The sequence below is a fragment of the Acinetobacter sp. BMW17 genome, from assembly GCF_001592855.1.
In the GTDB taxonomy this organism is placed as follows: Bacteria; Pseudomonadota; Gammaproteobacteria; order Pseudomonadales; family Moraxellaceae; genus Acinetobacter; species Acinetobacter johnsonii.
The window spans coordinates 50,214-70,007 of record NZ_LSOD01000040.1 but is presented as its reverse complement, the minus strand read 5'-3'; the positions used below and the strand labels follow the sequence as shown (position 1 = coordinate 70,007).

The window sequence follows — 19,794 nt, the reverse complement described above, 5'->3', positions numbered from 1 at the left end:
TTATGGTTGAGGTTTGAAATATAGGACGGTTTTGCCTATATTGGGGGCTGAGAATAAATCATGAGGAAATTCCAATGCGCATGCTACATACCATGCTACGTGTAGGCAATTTAGAACAATCTTTGGCGTTCTATACTGAAGTGCTTGGTATGACTTTACTTCGTAAGCGTGATTACGAAGAGGGTCGTTTTACTTTGGCATTTGTGGGTTATGGTGATGAAGAAAATCATACGGTTTTAGAGCTGACACATAACTGGGATACGGACAGCTATGAATTAGGTAATGCTTATGGTCATATTGCTATTGCGGTAGACGATGCTTATAAAGCTTGTGAGGAAATCAAAGCGCGCGGTGGCAATGTTGTGCGTGAAGCTGGACCAATGAAGGGGGGGGTAACGGTTATTGCCTTTGTAGAAGATCCAGATGGTTATAAAATTGAACTGATTCAACAAGATAATAATGCACGTAATAACTAAGCTGTTATTAGGTAATATGCAGCGTGTATGCACAGTATTAATTAAAAAAATATTGAACATATCCTGTAAAAGCTAGCTTTATTTATATAGCTCAGTAAGATGAATTTACCCAAAGGTAAATGAGTCACTGGGCTTTTTCATTTTTAGAGGAATGACAGGATGTTGGTATGTTGAAATTATTGGCACTCGATCGGTTTACGTTATTGCTATTTGTTATGGTGCTCTTAGCCAGCTTTGTCCCTGTTTCAGGTCAAGCTGCCAGTGTATTTGGTGTACTGACGACGGTCGCGATTGCGATATTATTCTTTTTGCATGGTGCTAAACTATCCCGTGAAGCCGTGATTCAGGGCATGATGCATTGGAAACTCCACGCGTTGGTTTTTGCATTTACCTTCATCCTTTTTCCCGTTTTAGGTTTGCTTGCAAAACCTGTATTGGTACCACTACTTGGGCAGGAGTTGTATTGGGGCTTTTTGTTTATGTGCTTTTTGCCATCGACAGTACAATCTTCAATTGCGTTTACTTCGGTCGCGCAAGGCAATGTGGCTGGGGCGGTATGTAGTGCATCATTTTCAAATTTGATCGGGATGTTTATTACCCCTGTGATGGTAGCCTTTTTCATTTTGGGGCAGTCAGAGCATGGTTTTGATCCAACCTCGTCTATTCTTCAAATCACCTTATTGCTGTTGGTTCCGTTTGTCCTTGGACAGCTACTTCGACCATATGTATTTCCGTATATGCAGAAAATGCCAAGCATCGTCAAAGCATTCGATCAGGGTTCGATATTAATGGTGGTGTACGGTGCTTTCAGCAGTGCTGTGGTAGCGGGCCTATGGCAAGAGGTGAGTGTTGGTACTTTAATTCTATTGATCATTGTCTGTTCGGTCTTATTGACGATTATTATGTTGCTTGGGTTGTTTTTACCACGTTGGTTAGGCTTTAACCGTGCCGATCAGAAAACCATTTTTTTCTGTGGTTCAAAAAAGACCTTAGCCAGTGGCGTTCCAATGGCACAGATTCTTTTTATTGGGCAGCCTTTGGGAATGATTGTTTTACCGATTATGATTTTTCATCAAATTCAGTTAATGGTTTGTGGGATTATTGCTAACTATTGGGCCAAACAATCTGAAATTGAAACGAAAGAATAATTGGCTATCTGATACTATATCTCGTATAATATTTGCCACTTGTTGTGCTTAGCTCTGACGGTATCCGTCTCGGTGGGCCAAAAGAATGGTCTGTTATGGTGTTGATCTGCAACTTAATTTAATTAAGTAGCCCTTTCCTCAATTTTGAGAGTGATCAATTGCGATGACAGCAAAACCTTCTTTAATTTTTATGGAGTAATCGACGATGCGCGCCGATATTCACCCAAAATACCAAACTTTAGTTGCTACATGTTCTTGCGGTAACGTAATCGAAACTCGTTCAGCACTTGGTAAAGAAACTGTTTACCTAGACGTATGTTCAGCTTGCCACCCATTCTACACTGGTAAGCAAAAGAACGTTGACACTGGCGGTCGTATCGACAAGTTCAAACAACGTTTTGCTGGCATGTCACGTTCTATCAAACGCGACTAATAGCAAAAGAAAAAAACGGGCATTTGCCCGTTTTTTTATGCCTATGATTTTGATACAGAGTCATAGGGCTGCTAGTTAGACCATATAGTAAAAAGACCCCCATATAGAGGCCTTAAAATTTAGAGCCTAGTATCCAAGGTTTAACCTTTACTGATCCTGCACGTCAATTAGATGATCCAGTTTCTTCTGGAAATAATCGCCTTGAATAAAGCGGGCATCGACATTCCATGCATTGGCAAACGACGTCATATCATTCAGATCACGCAGCATAATTTGAATGTTTTTCAATTGATGATATACCGCAACTTTTTCTTGCAACTCTTCCGTGTTGGCGTCGCTACTGAGCATGCGAGTCAAGTTTTCGTGTAAGGTGAGATTGTTGATATCAAGCTGACGTAGGATAGATTCACTATAAATACTATTACCAAAGTCACGAATCGAAACTTCAGCACCATATTGGCGAAGCTGGGCAATGTATTTTTGCGCTTCAGCAATGTTTTGGCTGATATCATCCTCAGAGAACTGAAGGGTAATAGGGTGACTTAACTTACTGCGTACAATGGTAATCAGTTTGGCGATAAACTCAGGGAAAGAGCGGTCGTTCAACAGTACGGCTTTGTTTAAGTTTACAATCAACTTTGCTTCAGGATACTGAGTGATAAAATTGTGTAGTTGTTTACACGACTCAACTAAAATCCAGCGGTCAAGTTTAATAGACAGTTCGTGATCTTCACTTAACTCTTTGAGGCTTGATATATCTTTCCACGTATTACCATAAATAAAGCCACTGGTAACCTCATAGGTGTATAAATTAGTGTCTTCTTTGTCGTAAAGCTGTTGATATTTAAGATGAATCTCACCTCGCTCCAAAGCTAGATGTAAAGCTTTAAGTACCGTGGGTTCATTTGCTGTTTTTTGAGTGTCTAAAGTATCGCTGACTGTTGGATTAATCAACTCAATCACAGGCATGTCAATACTGGCTTTTTGCTCAATTTCGCAATCATCTTGATTGGTTGGTAAAGCGGTTTTAAAGGCTGAGCACAACAAGTTTTCAAACTGATCTTGATTTGAAATTTCACCTTTCAATAAAGTATAGCCAATGCGCAAATTTACGGGATAGCTATTGTTTTCTACGGTAATGAGCTGTGGTTTGGTAAGCGCATTTAACGCAATAAGCTTAGATTCAAGTTTGGCCTGTGATTCTGCTTGGAATAAACCAACGATGGTTTGCCCACCCGCCTTAAACAGAGGAATATGAGTCTGTTCATTTAAAAAGCTGTAAATATTGTTAAAATAATCACGCGTAGTTGCCCAGTTGGCTTTAAAAATTTCATCTGGACAAGAGCTGAGTGCAAAGCTAACCAAAGCATTCTGATCAGAGGGTTGCTTGGTCATGGCACGGTTAATTTGTTGATACGTATTAGGTTTTATTACCTGTTTTTCAGTGTTGACCGATGCAGCAGCGGTGCGTTCAGATTCGACTTCAATCGTCAGTTGGAGCGCATCATCTTCAGGTGCAGCTAAAAACTCAACTTTTAAAGGATTTTTAGTTTGGGCATTATTATTGAGAGTAGCAACTTCAAAAGCACCTAAATCAAACTGACCTTGTGAAATTTTCTTAAAACGGATTTTGAAATCGTTTACATCTTTCGGCTGGAGAATATCAAGCAGGGGTTGACCAATAATATCATCTTCAGAGCTTAAGCCGAACAGTTGTAAGTATTCAGCATTGGCTGAAACATGAATCCCTTCTTGAATTAAAGCAATGGCTTTATTACTTTCTTCAACTAAAGCCTGTGCTTGGCTTTGCGCTGTTTCAAGTTCATTCATGAGTTGTTGTTGGCTTTGTAATAAACGACTTAATGACAGCGCACGCAGTAGACCTAAGTAAAAATTATCCGCTTCTTCTAAGTCCAAAATATCATAGACCCCTTTACGAATAAAACTTGCGTATTGGGCTGATTGATATTCATCTGGCTTTAATAAAATCAGTGGTAAATTGACTTGGTTAGAGTTGCGAATCAAAGTTAGTGCTTGTTCATACTTTAAGTCATAAGCGCGACCAAAAATCACCACATCCCAAGACAGATGAAGCTGTTTTTCAAAGTTTTGTAAGTCATCCAGTAAAGTGGCATGAACTTGATGATCGCTAGAAGTTAAAAGGTCACGAATTTGGTTATAACGGATCTGATTATCATCAATAATGAGTAAACGTGTTTCCGTACGTTTTAACTTTTTAGATAATAATGGATTTCTCACTTCAATGCTTCCCATAAATCGTGATTCTTAATAGCATTCATTTGCTTTTGAATAAAACTTTGAACCAATGGTTCTTGTTGGTCATTCAACAATTCATAATCAAAACGAATAAAACTTTGTGTAATTAAATGTGCTTTTACTAAATAAATTTTAAGATCTTCATCACCTAGGCGTAAGTGAATGGTTTGTTTTTCTCGGTACATATTCGAACCTGGGACAATAAGACTAGTCTGTACTTCATCAAGCTGGGACGTTTGTACTAATAACGCAGGTTGATAGTTCTGAGTGGTTCGGTCTGTTTTTACCATAACGGCACATGGGAAAAGATCTTGCGCTAAGATTTCTAACCCTAGTTCCAAGCTTTTTTCACTTGATTGTTTAATCCAGCGAATCACACCACCGCGCCATTGGCTATGCGCATTTTCTTGGACCAAAATAAACTCACCTGTTTTTAAATGTGCAGGTGTTGGTCCAGTCCAACGAATACGGTAACCATTCACGCTAATATCTAAAACTTCGGCAGGGTAGATTTGTTTCGATTCACGATCAATCATACGAGCAGAACTCGTCTCCACAGGAATATTACTGTTCATGGAGTTGATCAGGTGACTTTCATTCTGAAAGTTGTAGTTACCTTCTAGCTCTAAAGTTTCATTAAAATTTTTGCCTTTAGACAAATAAAAATGTGCGACTGACAGGCCAAAACAAATTTGTAATTGGGCTGAGTACTCATAACGTTCATGCTTACGTTCAATATTATTGGTCAATAAGTTATGAATATGAAAATGCAGAGCAGGGGTAAGGAAAATCTTCTCATCGCGCGACAGTGGCTCGGCGCGTTTGGTTTGCATCTCTGAGAGATGATCAAGCAGAGCTTGCGTCGAGATAAAAATATTCGGCTGAATGTGACTATTTTTTTGAGAATTATAGGTCGGCGGATAGTCTTTTGATGCATCGACAATATAGCGAGATAAGGTGGTTTCTTTAGGTAAAATTTGAATCAGCTTAGCCCAATCAAAACTACACAAAAATAGTCCTTGAATTTCACCCGGACGGATTTGATGGGTATTAAAAATATCCAATAGAATGAGCTGCGCATAGGCTTGGCTAATATTGTTCAGTTGATGCTGCGTGCCTTGTATTTGATTAATGTTGGTCAAATAGAAGTTATTTTGGATAGCAGAATCTAAGAGCTGATGAGCTGCTAGCCACTGACCTGGAATCGGTGAACTATAGAGCAAGTGTTGTTGGTACAACAACAGTGACAGTTGTTGTAAAGCATAATAACTCGATACGGTTCGAGCCGTTTGTAGGTTCTTTTTTTGATTAAAAGCAAATAGAGAAAACTTATTTTGAGTGATTTGCTGAGAAACACGTTTTGCAATGTCGATATAGACTTTAGCAAAATGACTACGCATTAATAAGGCAAGCTCAATAATATGGTCATTTCGATCAGTGGTGATGAGGCCTTGATTAAAAAAATGTTTCTCTAAACTGGTAAGCACATTTTCCAAATTTGGATGCAGTACTTGAACCAAATCAAAGCGAAGTGTTTCGCTGACTTGGAGCTCGGAGACTTCAAGTAATGCTTGAAATAAGGAACGAGAAGAATCACCTAATTGTAAAATGGATAAGTTTGCCAACCATTCTTGTAAGCCTTTGACTGTGCTTGGGCAGAAACTAAGCTTATCCAACTTTAATTCGGTTGGTTTTTGGAAGATATCTGAAGTACTCGTCGTCATCATCGTTATTATTTAACTCAAAAAGTTGAAACCCCGAAAAGTGGTGTCTTATTCTTTTCTCCCGCAATTTCCCTGACCAACTTGGGAACCAGATAGCCGGGTAGATTCGCCAATAATCCTTGATACAGCAAATCAATGTCTTGCGAGTTTAAATCAAAATGGTGAGCCCCTTTTACTTTATCTAAAACATGTAAATAGTATGGCAATACACCTGCATCGAATAAACGGTAGCTCAAATCTGTCAAAATTTGAACGTGATCATTGACCCCTTTCAATAAAACCGCCTGATTGAAAACGGTGATTTTTTCTGCGACTAATTGCTGTAATTGACGGCAGGTAAAATCATCCAATTCCGATGCATGATTTGAGTGTACCACTAGAATAATGCGCAGCCTACTGTTTTTTAAGATGGAAATTAGCTCATCATCGACACGGTTAGGCATTACGATAGGAACTCGTGAGTGAATTCTCAAAAATTTAAGTTGAGGAATACTTTCTAAGCGTTCAATCCATAATTTTATTTTACGATTGGACAGCGTTAAGGGGTCTCCGCCACTCAAAATGACTTCATTAATGTCAGGTTTCGACTGAATATAGTGTTGAATATTGATCCAATCTTCTGACTTTGGCAGGTTCTCTTGATAGGGGAAATGTCGACGAAAACAGTAACGACAATGAACGGCACATGCCCCAGTCAGCGTCAGTAAAAAACGAGTTTTATATTTGTGCAAAACACCGGGTTGTTGGTTGGCTTGTTCCTCACCCAAGGGGTCGGTCACGAAGTCGGGATGTTCTTCAAGCTCAAGATGATGGGGCAGGACTTGAAGGAGTAAAGGATCAAGCGGATTACCTTTTTGCATTCTTGTCACAAAAGCACGAGGAACACGGAGTTTAAATTGGGTTGATGCAAGCAGTGCGCCTGACAGTAGTTGCTCAGGAGAAAGCTCTAGAATGTTAAGTAATTCTAAAGGGTCAGTAATTAAATCACTGAGTTGAGCTTGCCAATTTTGCTCTTGGTACAAATAATGAGTCATGCAATAAGGGGTCAAATACTAGGTCAAAAGAAAGTTAGGTCATCAAATCGAGTGATGTCGAAACGAGTTGTTCGGATGTGCGCGGTCTAAAAAGGCTTTTTCAATACACAAAAACACGCGGAACGGGGCTATTTTATCAAGATCTTCGGCTTATAGGCAGTGGATTTTCATTGCTTCATAACACCTTGCTCATTTACAATACGAGGCATCAAAAAAGATGCCCTATCTTTATGGCCCTGCTTTTCAAAGCTTTGGTGTCTAAGATAAAGACATAAATATTTAAGTTAGTTAGTTTGGAGTGCGCCAGTCATGGCCTATTATTCTACGAATGATTTCAAGTCAGGCCTTAAGGTTATGCTTGATGGTAACCCATGTTCAATCATGGAAAATGAATATGTAAAGCCAGGTAAAGGTCAAGCATTTAACCGCGTAAAACTACGTAATTTACGTTCTGGTAAAGTTTTAGAAAAAACATTTAAGTCTGGCGATTCTTTAGAAGCGGCTGACATTGTAGAAGTAGAAATGGAATACTTGTACAACGATGGCGAAATGTGGAACTTTATGGATCCTGTATCATTTGAACAGATCGCTGCTGACAAAACAGCAATGGGCGATGCTGCAAAATGGTTAAAAGATGATTCAAATGAAAAATGTACTATTATGTTGTTCAATGGCGTGCCGTTAACAGTAAACCCACCAAACTTCGTAGTTTTGAAAATTGTTGAAACTGATCCGGGTGTACGTGGTGATACTTCTGGCGGTGGTGGTAAACCTGCAAAATTGGAAACAGGTGCTGTAGTACGTGTTCCATTATTTGTACAGCAAGAGGAAAGCGTTCGTGTAGATACTCGTACTGGCGATTATTTAGAACGTGCATAATGGTTTAAAAATAGACTATTATCGGAAGGGATGATGAAAATCATCCCTTTTTTTATGCCAAAGTATTAGATCAAAACAAGGAGATGCAGAGTAAAGTCGCAAAGGAAAACAGCAGTACCTCGAATAATTAAAGACGCTGATTGAATGCAACAAATATGAGGGATTGAAATGGAATCTGTTCAGCCGAAGTCAACCCTGACTTCAAAAATCATCTGGCTACTGGTAGCCATCGTCGGTGCAGTCTCTTTTGGGATATTGGCACTGAGTCGTGGTGAGCATGTCAATGCCATCTGGCTCGTACTTGCTGCGGGCTGTATTTATAGTATTGCTTATCGCTTCTATAGTTTATTTATTGCAAATAAAGTTTTTGAGCTTGATGAACGTCGCTTAACTCCCGCGCATCGTTTAAATGATGGTCTGGACTATGTTCCAACCAACAAAAGTGTTCTATTTGGACATCACTTTGCAGCGATTGCAGGTGCAGGTCCATTAGTAGGGCCTATTTTAGCAGCGCAAATGGGCTATTTACCTGGCACGATTTGGTTACTTGTCGGTGTAGTGCTTGCAGGTGCAGTACAAGACTTTTTGGTGTTGTTTATTTCTACCCGTCGTGATGGACGTTCACTCGGTGAAATGGCAAAGCAAGAGCTTGGAACTTTTGCAGGGATTGTGGTCATGCTTGGTGCATTGGGGGTAATGATTATTATCCTTGCAGTTTTGGCACTGGTCGTGGTCAAAGCACTTGCACACAGCCCATGGGGCGTATTTAGTATTGCGGCAACGATTCCAATTGCGCTCTTTATGGGGATTTACATGCGTTTTATCCGCCCGGGTAAAATTGCAGAAGTATCTATTATTGGTTTCGTTTTGATGATGCTCGGCATTGTCTACGGTGAAAATATTGCACAGCATCCATATTGGGGTGCGTTCTTTACCCTGTCGGGCACTCAGTTGACTTGGGCGCTGATTATTTATGGTTTCGTGGCTTCAGCACTACCTGTGTGGTTATTGCTTGCGCCACGCGATTACTTATCAACCTTCCTAAAGATTGGTGTCATTGCAGGTTTGGCAGTCGGTATTATTTTCGCAATGCCAGAAATGAAGCTGCCAGCGTTCACGCAATTTATTGATGGTACTGGCCCTGTGTTTGCAGGTTCAATGTTCCCATTCTTATTTATTACCATTGCCTGTGGCGCAATTTCAGGTTTCCACGCATTAGTGTCGTCAGGCACCACGCCGAAACTTGTCAACAATGAACGTGATATTCGAATGATCGGATATGGCGGTATGCTCATGGAGTCATTTGTTGCAATCATGGCTCTGATCTGTGCCGCAGTGCTTGATCCGGGTGTGTATTTTGCGATTAACTCACCAGCCGCTTTACTGGGTACAAGTGTAGACACCGCAGCTGAAGCTGTTCGTAACTTAGGTTTTGTTGTTACTCCAGAAACATTAACTTTACTGGCTCAAGAAGTGGGTGAAAGTACCATCCTTTCACGTACTGGCGGTGCGCCAACTTTTGCTATTGGTATGGCTCACATCATTACGGAAATTTTCAATAGCCGTGAAATGATGGCATTTTGGTATCACTTTGCCATTTTATTCGAAGCACTATTTATTTTAACAGCAGTTGATGCGGGTACGCGTGCATGTCGTTTCATGGTGCAAGATACCGTGGGTATTGTGATTCCTGCGGTGAAAAACTCACATAACTTCTTCGGGAACTTGTTGGGTACAGCGGTTGCAGTTTCGGGTTGGGGCTTCTTTGTTTACCAAGGTGTCGTCGATCCGCTCGGGGGCATCAATAGCTTATGGCCACTGTTTGGTGTGGGTAACCAGATGCTTGCGGCAATGGCATTGATCTTAGGTACGGTTATCCTCTTCAAAATGAAGAAAGAGAAATATGTATGGGTTACGATTATCCCGACCATATTCTTGTTGGTAACCTGTATGACAGCGGGCTGGCAGAAAATTTTCCACGAAAATCCAAAAATTGGTTTCTTGGCACAAGCTGAACGCTTTAACAATGCAATTGCAAACAATGAAATTTTAGCACCAGCAAAAACGGTTGCTGAAATGCAGACTGTTGCGATGTCGAATCAGATCAATGCTGCACTGTGTGGATTCTTTATGATTGTGGCGATTGTGATGCTCTTTGCTGCGATTAGAGTGATTCGTCGTGCATTGGCAAGCCCAGTTCCAACTGTGCATGAGGCAGAAGCAATTTATCGTGATCCTGAAGACATTCAGCCATCAAAAGCTGGGCATTAAGGAGAGTCAGATGAATCTAAAATTTGCTAAAAGTGGAAAAACGATGATTTATAAAATCATCAAAATGACCGTGATGTCGCAGAAAGATTTGATTCTGAACCCTAAAAATTGGTCTCGAATTGCGACATTGTGGCAACGTTTGCAGCAAAGTTTTCGCTTGATGGTGGGGGTGCCTGATTATCCAAACTATTTGGAGCATATGAAAAAGCACCATCCTGATTTAGAAGCGATGGATGCTAAAACTTTTTATCGTCATTGTGTGGATGCGCGTTATCCATCTGCAACGAATGGCATGAAAAAATGCCCTTGTTAATGTAATTAATCAGTTGAAAGACGGCACTTCGGTGCCGTTTTTTTTGTGAAAAATCGAGTGAAAATATTCAATCACATGCGGTAGCACGTGTTAGATTCGACAGTGTACTTTTTTGCATGAAGCAAGTTATTGCATTGTAGATTAAATCATAACGAACACGGAGTATGAGGCATAAAAGGTTCATGTCGTATATTTGACAGCTTTTGATTGTTATAGTTCTTAAAATACTGGAATGTTTGCAAAGGGAAGTTGAATGAAAATATATATTTATGGTGCTGGAAGCATTGGGTGTTATTTAGGCGGAAGGTTGGTTGCTACAGGTAATGATGTTACTTTTATCACGCGTCCACGTATTCATGCAGAGCTTTCCCAATGGGGTTTAGTGTTAACTGATTATTTAGGCAAAAAGATCAAACTTGCACCCGATCAACTCAAACTAACGACTGATCCTACTCAGGTTGTAGATGCCGATGTTATTTTTATTTGTGTAAAATCGGCGGCAACCGAACAAGTTGCACATGAACTCAAAGAATATTTAGGGGCTAAAGCACCGCTGATCATCAGCTTTCAAAATGGCTTAAGTAATGTCCCTATTTTAAAAAGGGTTTTGCAAGGGCAGATGATTTTAGAGGGGATGGTTCCTTTTAACGTCGCCACGCAAGAAGCTGGGCATTATCATCAAGGCACATCAGGCGCATTAAGTGTTAAGCAATATCCGAATCAAAATTTGCTTGAGAATGCATTTCAAAAAACAGGTTTAGAGATTGTTTTTGAAAAAGATATGCTGGCTGTACAGTGGGCCAAGCTTTTACTTAATTTAAATAATTCAATCAATGCATTGTCAAAAAAACCGTTAATGGAGCAATTGTCGATTCGTAAATATCGCCAATGTGTGGCAATGGCGCAGCAGGAAGCTTTAGAACTGCTTGATTGTGCTCAGATTAAACCTGCAAAATTAACTGCAGTTCCGACTCATTTGATTCCAAAATTGCTGAGTTTACCCAATCCATTATTTAAATTATTAAGTCGTAAAATGTTGGCAATCGATCCGCTGGCTCGGTCGTCTATGCAAGATGATTTAATTGCAGGCCGTCCCACAGAGGTCGACTGGATTAATGGTGAGGTTTTAAAACTCGCAGAACAATGGGGTAGACAGGCTCCAATCAATGCAAGACTCATAGAATTGATTAAGCAAGCAGAGAAATCATCGCTTTCATTTTCAATGAGTGCAGATACTTTAAAAGATCAGTTGAAATCTGCAGCGAAACAGTAGCTTGCGGTGACGTAGGTCATTCGTACGCAAATCATTGAATATTTATAAGGATCGCCTTTGAGTATGGTTGAAAAACCTGTATGTTAAACCTTGATTTATATTTTGATTGGGGAGAATAAGGTGCTTTGGGGAAAAGAGAAAACGGTAGAAACGTTGCAATATGACATGCTCGATGAATCACAGTTAAGTATTTTTTATCCAAAAATCCAAGAATTCCTCAATCAAGTTAATCAAATCGTTTTAGATAAAAATCAACAAACCCAATTAGCCTTATGCAGCCTTTTAGCTGGTGGGCATATCTTATTTGAAGACTTGCCCGGTTTAGGCAAAACCACTTTGGCCAGTAGCTTGGCGCATTTGGCGGGTCTTCAATTTAAACGGATTCAGTTTACCAATGACATGCTGGCAAGTGATGTGATTGGGGTGAATATGTTTAACCAAAAAGAACATCTGTTTGAGTTTAAGCAAGGGCCAATTTTTACTCAAATTTTACTCGCAGATGAAATTAACCGCTGTAGTCCGAAAACGCAGAGTGCGCTTTTAGAGGCGATGGAAGAGGGTGTGGTGACAATCGATGCAAGTCGTTATGTACTACCGCAACCTTTTTGGGTGATTGCAACGCAAAACCCACTTTTTCAAAGTGGAACCTATGCACTACCAGAGTCACAGCTCGACCGTTTTCTTATGCGGTTATCTTTGGGTTATCCATCCCGTCAGGCAGAAAAGGCTTTATTGCAGCAACAATCTCGTCATGACTTGATTCAGCAGTTGATGACAGTATTCTCCGAACAAGACATTCTCGCCTTACAAGCTTTGGTGCCACAGATTTATTTATCTGAAGAAGTCTTGGACTATATTTTAGATTTGGCGGTTGAAACCCGTAAAGGTCGACATGGGTTATCTACACGTGGCGTACTGGCTTTGAAGAAAGCAGCACAAGCCTATGCTCTGGTTAAAGCCCGTGCATTTGTTACACCGGATGATGTACAGGCTGTATTTGTCGCAGTGACCGCGCATCGAATAGGGCTGGGTGAAGCTGAAACTGAGCAACTGATGAAGCAAGTCAAAGTTCACTGATAGGATAAGCTGACGCATGCTGTGGCAAAACTGGATCAATAAACACTTTAAATTTAAGGCTGAAAAACAACTGACCCAAAAAGATGTACTGGTGTTTATTTATCAGCAAGGATATGTATATGTGGTGCTGATTTTAATCACCTTTATTGCTGGGGTGAATTATGCCAATAACTTAATTTTAGCGTTTTGTTTTTTAATCAGTGCCGTGCTGTGTATGAGTTTTTATTTGACCTTTAAACAGCTACATGGGTTAAGTGTTGATCTTGTATTGCCTGAAATAGGGCAGGTTGAGAGTGCATTGCAATTACAAATGCATTTCAAACAACTTCATTCGCAGCCTCGATACCTTTGGATTACTTATGCTGATCATATAGAACAGTTGTTTATTCAAGAGACCCATCAAGTGGTCGATTTAAATTTTTTTCCAAAAGAGCGCGGACAGTTTAGTTTTCCAGAGATTAAAATATATTCGACTTATCCATTTGGTCTCGTTCGCGCTTGGAGTTATTTTTTCATTCAGAAAACCCTGTGGATTGCGCCTAAAGCTAAGTCTTTAGCGGCAGAAAATAAGCAGCAACAGCACAGTTTTGAACCGGACATGGATGAATTTCGAGAATTGCGAAATTTTAAAGAGGGTGACTCTTTACAGGCGGTTTCATGGAAACAAGTGGCACAAGGACAAGGGTTATTTATTAAGGTCTTTGAACAACATCAGGATCAACACAGTTTAGACATCCACTATGCACATATGCCGAGTCCTTCACATGAAGAAAAATTAAGCTTAATGATGGGCTTGGTTGAACAATGTGAGCAGTTGCAGTATGTCTATACATTGTATTTACCACATGCTGAGCTAGCCAAAGGCATAGGTCGAGAACAATACTTTCAAGCCAAATTACTTTTGGCGCAGGCATAACGAGAACAGTATGCATTCTTCTATTCGTATTGCTATTATACTGACACTGAGTTTGATTTGGATCACACAACTAAGTTTTAGTCCTGTGCTATTGAGTGTCATTTTCGCCATTTGTATCGGTTGTCTATGGTATTTCATGAAATCTACGGGCAACCATTTTCCGAAATGGGCAATTTACATTTTGACCCTTGTTGCTCTAGCGGTCACTTTTTGGAGCTATCAAAGCTTTTTAGGGGTAGAAGCGGGCGTAGCTGTTTTAAGCATCTTTCTCTTTGCTAAAGCCTTAGAAACAAAAACGCAGCGTGATGTCATTATTCTGTTTAACTTTGCTTTATTTGTTGCGGCGAGTATGTTTTTACATAGTCAGTCATTTATGACGGCGGTGATGGTTTTACTCTGTTTATTGAGTTGTTTGTTGGGGCTATATCGAGTGCAAACCCATTCTTTTGCATCTGAAAACTCGAATCGTATGGCATTAAGGCAAGATGCAAAACACGTCATTAAATTTGTAGGTCTCGCACTGCCTTTTTTTGTGCTGCTGTTTATCTTTTTTCCGCGTTTACCCCCACTTTGGCATATTCCAATTCCTGAAAATAAAGCAGTGACAGGCATGAGTGACAGTATGTCACCTGGAGATATTGCGCAATTATCCCAGTCCAGTCATTTGGCTTTTCGTATTATTGGTGATGTCACTCAGCTCCCAAATCGTTCAGAGCTTTATTGGCGCGCGATGGTCTTAGATCAATATGATGGGCAAAAGTGGACTAGTAGTTTTATTAATCAACAAAGTATTTCGGATGATACATTAACGCAAATCTCTACATCCAAAAAATGGAACTATCAATATTTACCTGCTGATGTCGCGATTCCGTGGATTATGGCATTGGAATATTCACAACCCTTAGAGCGACGTTATCAGCTACGTCAGGATTGGAGTATTCAAGCTTATCATCAAGTGCAGCGTGTGGAACCTATTGCATTGCAATGGATGGGAAATGTTCAATTTTCCAAAAGTGAATTATCTAAGATACAACGAAGCATAAACTTAAAAGCGCCTGAGCACATGGACTTGAAAGCGCAGCAATTGGCACAACAGCTGCTTAAGCAAAGTAACGAGAACCCGAAACGTTATATCCAAAATGTTTTGCAATGGTATCGCAACAATGGTTTTAGCTATACCTTGCAACCAGGTTTGTTGGGGCAGCATCGTATTGATGAATTTTTGTTTCAATCCAAACAAGGTTTTTGTGAACATTATGCTTCTAGCTTCGTGATGCTGATGCGTTATGCGGGAATTCCAGCGCGTATTGTAGTTGGGTATCAAGGTGGTCAGCCTTCACCAGATGCAAAAAGTTGGGAAGTTCGACAGTTAGATGCGCATGCATGGACGGAAGTCTTTGTGGATGGACGCTGGAACCGCTATGACCCAACAGCCATGATTGCACCACAGCGTATTGAACAGGGTATGCAAGATTTAATGAGTCAAGATGCCAGTGTTTGGGGGGAGAGTAGTCGATGGAATGTACAACGCTATTCAGTATTAAACAAAATGCGCATTTGGAGCGACTATGCAAGTTACCAATGGCAAAGTAAGGTGGTTGGTTATAATGCAGAGACTCAACGAGGTTGGTTACAGAAGCTAGGACTCCAATCTAGTTATGCATTGGTATTGCTGATTATGATTAGCATCGGTGGATTAGTTTTACTGTACTGGGGCGTTATATTTTGGTGTAAACGTGCTCAAACTTCTGAATATGACATTGTCGTTCAGTCTTTTTCTCGAAGCCTAGTAGCAGAGCAGCGTAAACAAGATGCCGAAACGGTAAACAAATGGTTGTTGCGTTTAGCTCAAGACGTTAAACCTGAACAGCAAGTTTTATTTAAGCAGGCAGCTGATTATTATCAGCAAATGCGTTATTCCAATAGGTTGAATTCAAAAAATATTCAAGAATTTAAACGAGTGCTTAAAACTTGTGCATCTGCTTTAAAAAACAAGAAATAGAGCTTGTCATACTTTTTAAAAGTGAATATTATGCTTTTACTTCAGGTGTATAGCTCAGTTGGTTAGAGCGCTACGTTGACATCGTAGAGGTCAGCAGTTCGAGTCTGCTTATACCTACCAAGATTCTAAACGTTATGTTATAAGGGTTTTAAGCGAAAACAATAGCTTAAAACCCTTTTTTGTTGTCTTGAATAAAGTCTACCCTTAACCGCCATATCCGCTAGATCTGCCCTTTTGGCGGTTATGGCCGTTAAATTTAGACCAAGATTAGACCAAGAATATAGAGTTATAGATCATGAAAATGCCTAAAGCGGTCAAGCGCGGTGAAAGCTACAGAATTAAAATAATGATTGCTGGAAAAACATATTCAGTAACCAAAGACACAGTAAAAGAGTGCGAGCAATGGGCTGCGCAAAAGATGCTTGAGGCAAAAGCAAATAAACTTTCTGAAGATCTGGGTGTAAAGCAGCACTATCCATTCAAAACACTTTTTCATAAATACTATGACGAGCATGGGCGAAAGCTTCGCGGATCCAAATACGTCAAAGAACAATTAGGGCCATTTGATGAAAAGTTTGGTGCGCTGGCAGATATGTCTATTCATGACATCACACCACAGCATTTAACTATCTGGCGCAATAAGCGCTTAAAACAAGTTGGAGCAAATACAGTGCTGCGAGAAATTGCGCTGTACTCATCAGTTTTTAGCTATGCGGTTAAAGAGCTTTTCTTATTGGAAACTAATCCATGGATGGGCATTAAAAAACCGGCTAAGCCTAAAGCACGTAATCGCCGTATTCGTGATGAGGAAATTCAGCTCATTTTAGAAGGATTGAATTATCGTGAAGGGCAGACACCGACATTACCAGAGCACTATGTTGCATGGGCATTTCTATTTGCTCTAGAGACTGCAATGCGCCGTGGTGAAATTCTCGGTATTACCATGTCAGAAATTTATGATCGGCATGTGCATTTACCTAAAACCAAAAACGGTGATGCTCGTAATGTGCCCCTAACTAAAAAGGCCTTGGCTTTGTTGGATCTGATTGATCATGATGGGCCTAAGCTGATTCCACAAAATGAAAATGCTTTCAGGTTAATGTGGGAGCGTCGCAAGGCAAAAGTAGGACTGGCAGATATTCACTTTCATGACACACGCCATGAGGCTATTACTCGTTTTGTGAATAACCAAAAATTACCGGTTGAAGTGCTGGCAAAGGTGACAGGTCATAAAAATATTAAAGTCCTGGTGAATACTTATTACAACCCGGATGTTGAAGATATTGCGGATATGATGGATGCATAAAATTAAAGCCCCTTAAATTGGGGCTTTTTCTTTAAATATAGTTTGTATGGCCTTTTTCATTGATTATTCCTTGGTCGCCCGCGTCTCGCAATAGGTTTAGCTGTCAAAATAGCGTGTGCTTGTTCTGGATCGTAAAGACATTTCCCCCGAGTACCTTTGTTGATTGCTGCACAGCGGTCACGGACAGCGTCGGGACTAATGCCATAGTACTGAGCCAATTCAGTAGACGATACCAGTTTTGGGCTTACATCCTTGATCGATACGATCTTTGCACCGCCAACTTCAGAGCCTACGAATAATTGAGGTGCTTCACCTTGTACGGTGATTTGAAAAATTCCCATTTAAGACACCTCCTTTAAACTTTGAACCACTCCAAACCGGTCATGCTTCGTGATAAAGATCGAAAGCATGCGATCAATTGCATCAGCATTACTGTTATCAACTAGAATATTAGTGATTCCAGATTTGTGAGATATGGATAGTCGCAAATCACCCGGATATCCTTCTGCTGCCAAAAAGAAAACATCAGCTTGTTGTCGGTCTAGAACCAAATTGAAAGGCTTATCTTTGTGCAGCTCGTCAATGATGTACGTTGCTACGGCAATATTTTTTTGTTGGGTTTCATTCATATCAAGATCCTTGTGCCTGGATTACATAGCTACGAATCTGAGCCAAAACAGAATCAAGCTCTTTGATATTCACATTCTGGCTAAACATCTGACATAAGGCGTGACCAGCCACGCTTCCCATAAAGTGCAATGCTTCAATTTCACTTTGATCGGCAATTTCATTTGCTGCTTGGTTGAAATAAGTATTGCTAAACGCTTTCGCTAACTCTGATCCGCTTTCAGCAATCAAGCCAATGGGTTCGATGTGGTTGATCACCAGCATAGGTTTATTAGTCATTGCCTTCGCCCTCAATATGTGCAGACATTTCTATATAGTCGTATGCCCATTCACGAAGAATTTCATTTTGAATAAATTCATCTTTTTCAAAGAACCCCAATTTATTCCACTCTTCCTCAGAGATATGCTCACTTAGAAAAGTTTCTTCCTCGTGATTAGCTACAGGAAAACCGATTGACAGTTTTAGTTTGATTTTTATCTGGTTGAAATCAGTCATTGGCTATTTCCTGTGCTTTGATCACTTTCGGAAGTGGCAGCCAATGAGTAGGCGGTTCGTCTTGGCAGTTAGGCCAATATTCGTTGTAATCTTCATCAAGTGTTAAATATTCTTTTTCTGGCTCTATATCAGCAGCGTAATCCCAGCAAACCAAAACAGTTTCATCTACTGGTGGCAAGCTATCCCCAACAGAAATCCATTCCGGCACCGCTTGGGCTTTGACATCACGTTTTGCACGTAACCACATAACCCACCCAGTATTTAAAGCTTCGTAAGCAACTTTTCGATCCTCATCATCAGTGTTGTTTAAACACTCACTTTTGATTTCATAATCACCCGTATTTTCATTAAAGTTGAAAAACGGTAGAAGGTGAGAGTGAATGAACTCAGCTTCAAATAAAGGTTTTTGTTCACGCCATACAGCTTGTTTTTCTGAAATATCCATCACGCCACCTTCAATTTATGCGTTTTATCTTTGATCTTCGCCATCAAGACACAGGTTTCATTTGTTTCTCGTGTGGCAAGCTTTCGATAAGATTGATTTAAGCGAACAAGCTCAGCACGACTAATCAACATCAGGTTTTCAAGTCGACAGTCTTGCTTGTTCATATTTTTAAAAACAAGAACATGGTTATCTGGTATCTTCCCGTGGTGCTGCTCCCAAATCCAGCGGTGCTTTGATTCAAAAACATTTGGTTCAGCAACCTTTACTTCAACATAGCCATCAACGGTGATTCGTTCATAACCGACAGGCCTGCGATTAAAAGGTGTATTTCCTTTTTTAAAGGATGTTGAGTTCGCACCCATATAACCCTTTAAACCTTTATTCCAAGATTTTTGACCAAGTGAAAAGCATCCTGTTCGACCTGTTTTTAATCCCATGCGCAGACATTTGGCCTTGATGCTATCTACTGAAAGCTTGTAGCCAAACTTTTCATTAAATTTACAAGTTAGTTCAGTACGTGGCGTTTCCTCATGCTGATGTAAAAACATCAGCATTTCTTCGGTGTACTTAATCGCAATACCTTTCGCCATATCAAACACTCACATTCATATCACCAACAGAAATCTGTGGCGCTTCTTGATTCGTGTTAAGCCCTTTGTATTGAGCCACCAGTTTTACCGCTTCCAGTTGAGTTTTGTGTGCATCCACAATCTGCTCACTCACTTGCGACATGGTTTGAGCGCGTTTAACCTCAGTTTCAAGCTCATCTTTATCAGCCTTAGCCAGACGATCCAACTGATCAAAAAGATGCTTGTTTAAATCTTTCAATGTACTCATCACGCCACCTCAATCTTTTTATTCAATGCTTCAATAAATTGCTTGCCAATAACCAACCAGTGATTTAGAAAATCCCACCAAAGCAACTGGCATGCTTTATTCATTTTTCCGTTCTGCCAAAGCACGATTTGTCTGCGCTCTTTCGGCATTTTGGGATTTATACAAGTGATAGAACCATCAGCATTTGTCTTTGCGGTAAAACCAACAACAGATAAAAACATCGTGAATTGGTCAATATGTCTTTTAGGGACTTTTTTCAT

At 40.2% G+C, this 19,794-nt stretch carries 22 protein-coding genes and 1 tRNA gene; 12 read left to right on the top strand and 11 right to left on the bottom strand.

Features of this window, described 5'->3' with window-relative positions:
* Nucleotides 1-74: 74 nt before the first annotated feature.
* The 3 genes from gloA to rpmE all read left to right on the top strand — a co-directional run bounded on the left by gloA (nucleotide 75) and on the right by rpmE (nucleotide 2,057).
* On the top strand, nucleotides 75-476 hold the full coding sequence (gene gloA, locus AXW61_RS12710) for a lactoylglutathione lyase (RefSeq protein ID WP_004693583.1): 402 nt from the start codon (nucleotides 75-77) through the stop codon (nucleotides 474-476).
* Nucleotides 477-643: 167 nt separating this feature from the next.
* Complete coding sequence (locus AXW61_RS12705; RefSeq protein WP_062034584.1) at nucleotides 644-1,624, top strand: bile acid:sodium symporter family protein; 981 nt, start codon at nucleotides 644-646, stop codon at nucleotides 1,622-1,624.
* A gap of 205 nt (nucleotides 1,625-1,829) precedes the next feature.
* The gene (rpmE, locus tag AXW61_RS12700; RefSeq protein WP_004693579.1) at nucleotides 1,830-2,057 is read left to right on the top strand and encodes a 50S ribosomal protein L31; all 228 of its coding nucleotides are present in this window, start codon (nucleotides 1,830-1,832) and stop codon (nucleotides 2,055-2,057) included.
* Nucleotides 2,058-2,204: 147 nt separating this feature from the next.
* On the opposite strand, the gene AXW61_RS12695 is transcribed toward rpmE, so the two are convergent.
* From AXW61_RS12695 to epmB, 3 genes are read right to left on the bottom strand one after another with little or no spacing between them, the layout of a single operon-like run.
* Complete coding sequence (locus AXW61_RS12695) at nucleotides 2,205-4,331, bottom strand: EAL domain-containing protein (RefSeq protein WP_062034583.1); 2,127 nt, start codon at nucleotides 4,329-4,331, stop codon at nucleotides 2,205-2,207.
* Nucleotides 4,313-6,058, bottom strand: a complete 1,746-nt coding sequence (locus AXW61_RS12690) for a hypothetical protein (protein ID WP_029574994.1) — start codon at nucleotides 6,056-6,058, stop codon at nucleotides 4,313-4,315. Before AXW61_RS12690 ends, AXW61_RS12695 begins: the two co-directional genes overlap by 19 nt.
* Before the next feature lie 17 nt (nucleotides 6,059-6,075).
* Entirely contained in the window at nucleotides 6,076-7,092 is a 1,017-nt protein-coding gene (gene epmB, locus AXW61_RS12685) for an EF-P beta-lysylation protein EpmB (protein ID WP_062034582.1), read from the bottom strand.
* Between the two features lie 309 nt (nucleotides 7,093-7,401).
* Here epmB and efp point away from each other — a divergent pair, with 309 nt between their 5' ends.
* The 9 genes from efp to AXW61_RS12640 all read left to right on the top strand — a co-directional run bounded on the left by efp (nucleotide 7,402) and on the right by AXW61_RS12640 (nucleotide 17,129).
* Nucleotides 7,402-7,971 carry an elongation factor P gene (gene efp / locus AXW61_RS12680; protein ID WP_004693574.1) on the top strand — a complete coding sequence of 190 codons (570 nt, stop codon included), beginning with the start codon at nucleotides 7,402-7,404 and terminating at the stop codon, nucleotides 7,969-7,971.
* Between the two features lie 168 nt (nucleotides 7,972-8,139).
* The gene (locus AXW61_RS12675) at nucleotides 8,140-10,242 is read left to right on the top strand and encodes a carbon starvation CstA family protein (RefSeq protein WP_062034581.1); all 2,103 of its coding nucleotides are present in this window, start codon (nucleotides 8,140-8,142) and stop codon (nucleotides 10,240-10,242) included.
* 10 nt (nucleotides 10,243-10,252) lie between these two features.
* Nucleotides 10,253-10,555: a YbdD/YjiX family protein gene (locus AXW61_RS12670; RefSeq protein ID WP_004693572.1), complete on the top strand. Its 303-nt coding sequence runs from the start codon at nucleotides 10,253-10,255 to the stop codon at nucleotides 10,553-10,555.
* A gap of 253 nt (nucleotides 10,556-10,808) precedes the next feature.
* Nucleotides 10,809-11,828: a 2-dehydropantoate 2-reductase gene (locus AXW61_RS12665; RefSeq protein WP_062034580.1), complete on the top strand. Its 1,020-nt coding sequence runs from the start codon at nucleotides 10,809-10,811 to the stop codon at nucleotides 11,826-11,828.
* Nucleotides 11,829-11,993: 165 nt separating this feature from the next.
* Nucleotides 11,994-12,905, top strand: a complete 912-nt coding sequence (locus AXW61_RS12660) for a MoxR family ATPase (RefSeq protein WP_125273179.1) — start codon at nucleotides 11,994-11,996, stop codon at nucleotides 12,903-12,905.
* 16 nt (nucleotides 12,906-12,921) lie between these two features.
* Nucleotides 12,922-13,821 carry a DUF58 domain-containing protein gene (locus AXW61_RS12655; protein ID WP_062034578.1) on the top strand — a complete coding sequence of 300 codons (900 nt, stop codon included), beginning with the start codon at nucleotides 12,922-12,924 and terminating at the stop codon, nucleotides 13,819-13,821.
* Nucleotides 13,822-13,831: 10 nt separating this feature from the next.
* A complete protein-coding gene (locus tag AXW61_RS12650; RefSeq protein ID WP_062034577.1) occupies nucleotides 13,832-15,823 on the top strand; it encodes a DUF3488 and transglutaminase-like domain-containing protein in 1,992 nt (663 codons plus the stop codon).
* A 43-nt stretch (nucleotides 15,824-15,866) separates the two neighbouring features.
* Nucleotides 15,867-15,943: transfer RNA gene (locus AXW61_RS12645), tRNA-Val, on the top strand.
* A 175-nt stretch (nucleotides 15,944-16,118) separates the two neighbouring features.
* Complete coding sequence (locus AXW61_RS12640) at nucleotides 16,119-17,129, top strand: site-specific integrase (RefSeq protein ID WP_062034576.1); 1,011 nt, start codon at nucleotides 16,119-16,121, stop codon at nucleotides 17,127-17,129.
* Nucleotides 17,130-17,185: 56 nt separating this feature from the next.
* Here the strand turns inward: AXW61_RS12640 and AXW61_RS12635 are convergent, their stop codons facing one another.
* Genes AXW61_RS12635 through AXW61_RS12600 form a run of 8 tightly spaced genes read right to left on the bottom strand, consistent with a single transcriptional unit; the run spans nucleotide 17,186 to nucleotide 19,794 of the window.
* Nucleotides 17,186-17,470 (bottom strand): hypothetical protein, encoded by a 285-nt coding sequence (locus AXW61_RS12635; protein WP_062034575.1) that lies wholly within the window; start codon nucleotides 17,468-17,470, stop codon nucleotides 17,186-17,188.
* Complete coding sequence (locus AXW61_RS12630; RefSeq protein ID WP_062034574.1) at nucleotides 17,471-17,758, bottom strand: hypothetical protein; 288 nt, start codon at nucleotides 17,756-17,758, stop codon at nucleotides 17,471-17,473.
* A 1-nt stretch (nucleotide 17,759) separates the two neighbouring features.
* Nucleotides 17,760-18,035: a hypothetical protein gene (locus AXW61_RS12625; protein ID WP_062034573.1), complete on the bottom strand. Its 276-nt coding sequence runs from the start codon at nucleotides 18,033-18,035 to the stop codon at nucleotides 17,760-17,762.
* Nucleotides 18,028-18,252: a hypothetical protein gene (locus AXW61_RS12620; protein WP_062034572.1), complete on the bottom strand. Its 225-nt coding sequence runs from the start codon at nucleotides 18,250-18,252 to the stop codon at nucleotides 18,028-18,030. The genes AXW61_RS12625 and AXW61_RS12620 overlap by 8 nt, the downstream gene beginning before the upstream one ends.
* Nucleotides 18,245-18,697, bottom strand: coding sequence for a DUF551 domain-containing protein (locus AXW61_RS17315; RefSeq protein ID WP_081408305.1), 453 nt, complete (start codon nucleotides 18,695-18,697; stop codon nucleotides 18,245-18,247). Before AXW61_RS17315 ends, AXW61_RS12620 begins: the two co-directional genes overlap by 8 nt.
* Entirely contained in the window at nucleotides 18,697-19,287 is a 591-nt protein-coding gene (locus AXW61_RS12610) for an HNH endonuclease signature motif containing protein (RefSeq protein ID WP_062034571.1), read from the bottom strand. The genes AXW61_RS17315 and AXW61_RS12610 overlap by 1 nt, the downstream gene beginning before the upstream one ends.
* 1 nt (nucleotide 19,288) lies before the next feature.
* On the bottom strand, nucleotides 19,289-19,534 hold the full coding sequence (locus AXW61_RS12605; protein ID WP_062034570.1) for a hypothetical protein: 246 nt from the start codon (nucleotides 19,532-19,534) through the stop codon (nucleotides 19,289-19,291).
* Entirely contained in the window at nucleotides 19,534-19,794 is a 261-nt protein-coding gene (locus tag AXW61_RS12600) for a hypothetical protein (protein WP_062034569.1), read from the bottom strand. Before AXW61_RS12600 ends, AXW61_RS12605 begins: the two co-directional genes overlap by 1 nt.

Coding starts and splice junctions, on each gene's coding strand:
- gloA (WP_004693583.1), top strand. CDS start 75: ATGCGCATGCTACATACCATGCTACGTGTAGGCAATTTAGAACAATCT.
- AXW61_RS12705 (WP_062034584.1), top strand. CDS start 644: ATGTTGAAATTATTGGCACTCGATCGGTTTACGTTATTGCTATTTGTT.
- rpmE (WP_004693579.1), top strand. CDS start 1,830: ATGCGCGCCGATATTCACCCAAAATACCAAACTTTAGTTGCTACATGT.
- AXW61_RS12695 (WP_062034583.1), bottom strand. CDS start 4,331: ATGGGAAGCATTGAAGTGAGAAATCCATTATTATCTAAAAAGTTAAAA.
- AXW61_RS12690 (WP_029574994.1), bottom strand. CDS start 6,058: ATGACGACGAGTACTTCAGATATCTTCCAAAAACCAACCGAATTAAAG.
- epmB (WP_062034582.1), bottom strand. CDS start 7,092: ATGACTCATTATTTGTACCAAGAGCAAAATTGGCAAGCTCAACTCAGT.
- efp (WP_004693574.1), top strand. CDS start 7,402: ATGGCCTATTATTCTACGAATGATTTCAAGTCAGGCCTTAAGGTTATG.
- AXW61_RS12675 (WP_062034581.1), top strand. CDS start 8,140: ATGGAATCTGTTCAGCCGAAGTCAACCCTGACTTCAAAAATCATCTGG.
- AXW61_RS12670 (WP_004693572.1), top strand. CDS start 10,253: ATGAATCTAAAATTTGCTAAAAGTGGAAAAACGATGATTTATAAAATC.
- AXW61_RS12665 (WP_062034580.1), top strand. CDS start 10,809: ATGAAAATATATATTTATGGTGCTGGAAGCATTGGGTGTTATTTAGGC.
- AXW61_RS12660 (WP_125273179.1), top strand. CDS start 11,994: ATGCTCGATGAATCACAGTTAAGTATTTTTTATCCAAAAATCCAAGAA.
- AXW61_RS12655 (WP_062034578.1), top strand. CDS start 12,922: ATGCTGTGGCAAAACTGGATCAATAAACACTTTAAATTTAAGGCTGAA.
- AXW61_RS12650 (WP_062034577.1), top strand. CDS start 13,832: ATGCATTCTTCTATTCGTATTGCTATTATACTGACACTGAGTTTGATT.
- AXW61_RS12640 (WP_062034576.1), top strand. CDS start 16,119: ATGAAAATGCCTAAAGCGGTCAAGCGCGGTGAAAGCTACAGAATTAAA.
- AXW61_RS12635 (WP_062034575.1), bottom strand. CDS start 17,470: ATGGGAATTTTTCAAATCACCGTACAAGGTGAAGCACCTCAATTATTC.
- AXW61_RS12630 (WP_062034574.1), bottom strand. CDS start 17,758: ATGAATGAAACCCAACAAAAAAATATTGCCGTAGCAACGTACATCATT.
- AXW61_RS12625 (WP_062034573.1), bottom strand. CDS start 18,035: ATGACTAATAAACCTATGCTGGTGATCAACCACATCGAACCCATTGGC.
- AXW61_RS12620 (WP_062034572.1), bottom strand. CDS start 18,252: ATGACTGATTTCAACCAGATAAAAATCAAACTAAAACTGTCAATCGGT.
- AXW61_RS17315 (WP_081408305.1), bottom strand. CDS start 18,697: ATGGATATTTCAGAAAAACAAGCTGTATGGCGTGAACAAAAACCTTTA.
- AXW61_RS12610 (WP_062034571.1), bottom strand. CDS start 19,287: ATGGCGAAAGGTATTGCGATTAAGTACACCGAAGAAATGCTGATGTTT.
- AXW61_RS12605 (WP_062034570.1), bottom strand. CDS start 19,534: ATGAGTACATTGAAAGATTTAAACAAGCATCTTTTTGATCAGTTGGAT.
- AXW61_RS12600 (WP_062034569.1), bottom strand. CDS start 19,794: ATGAAAAAAGTCCCTAAAAGACATATTGACCAATTCACGATGTTTTTA.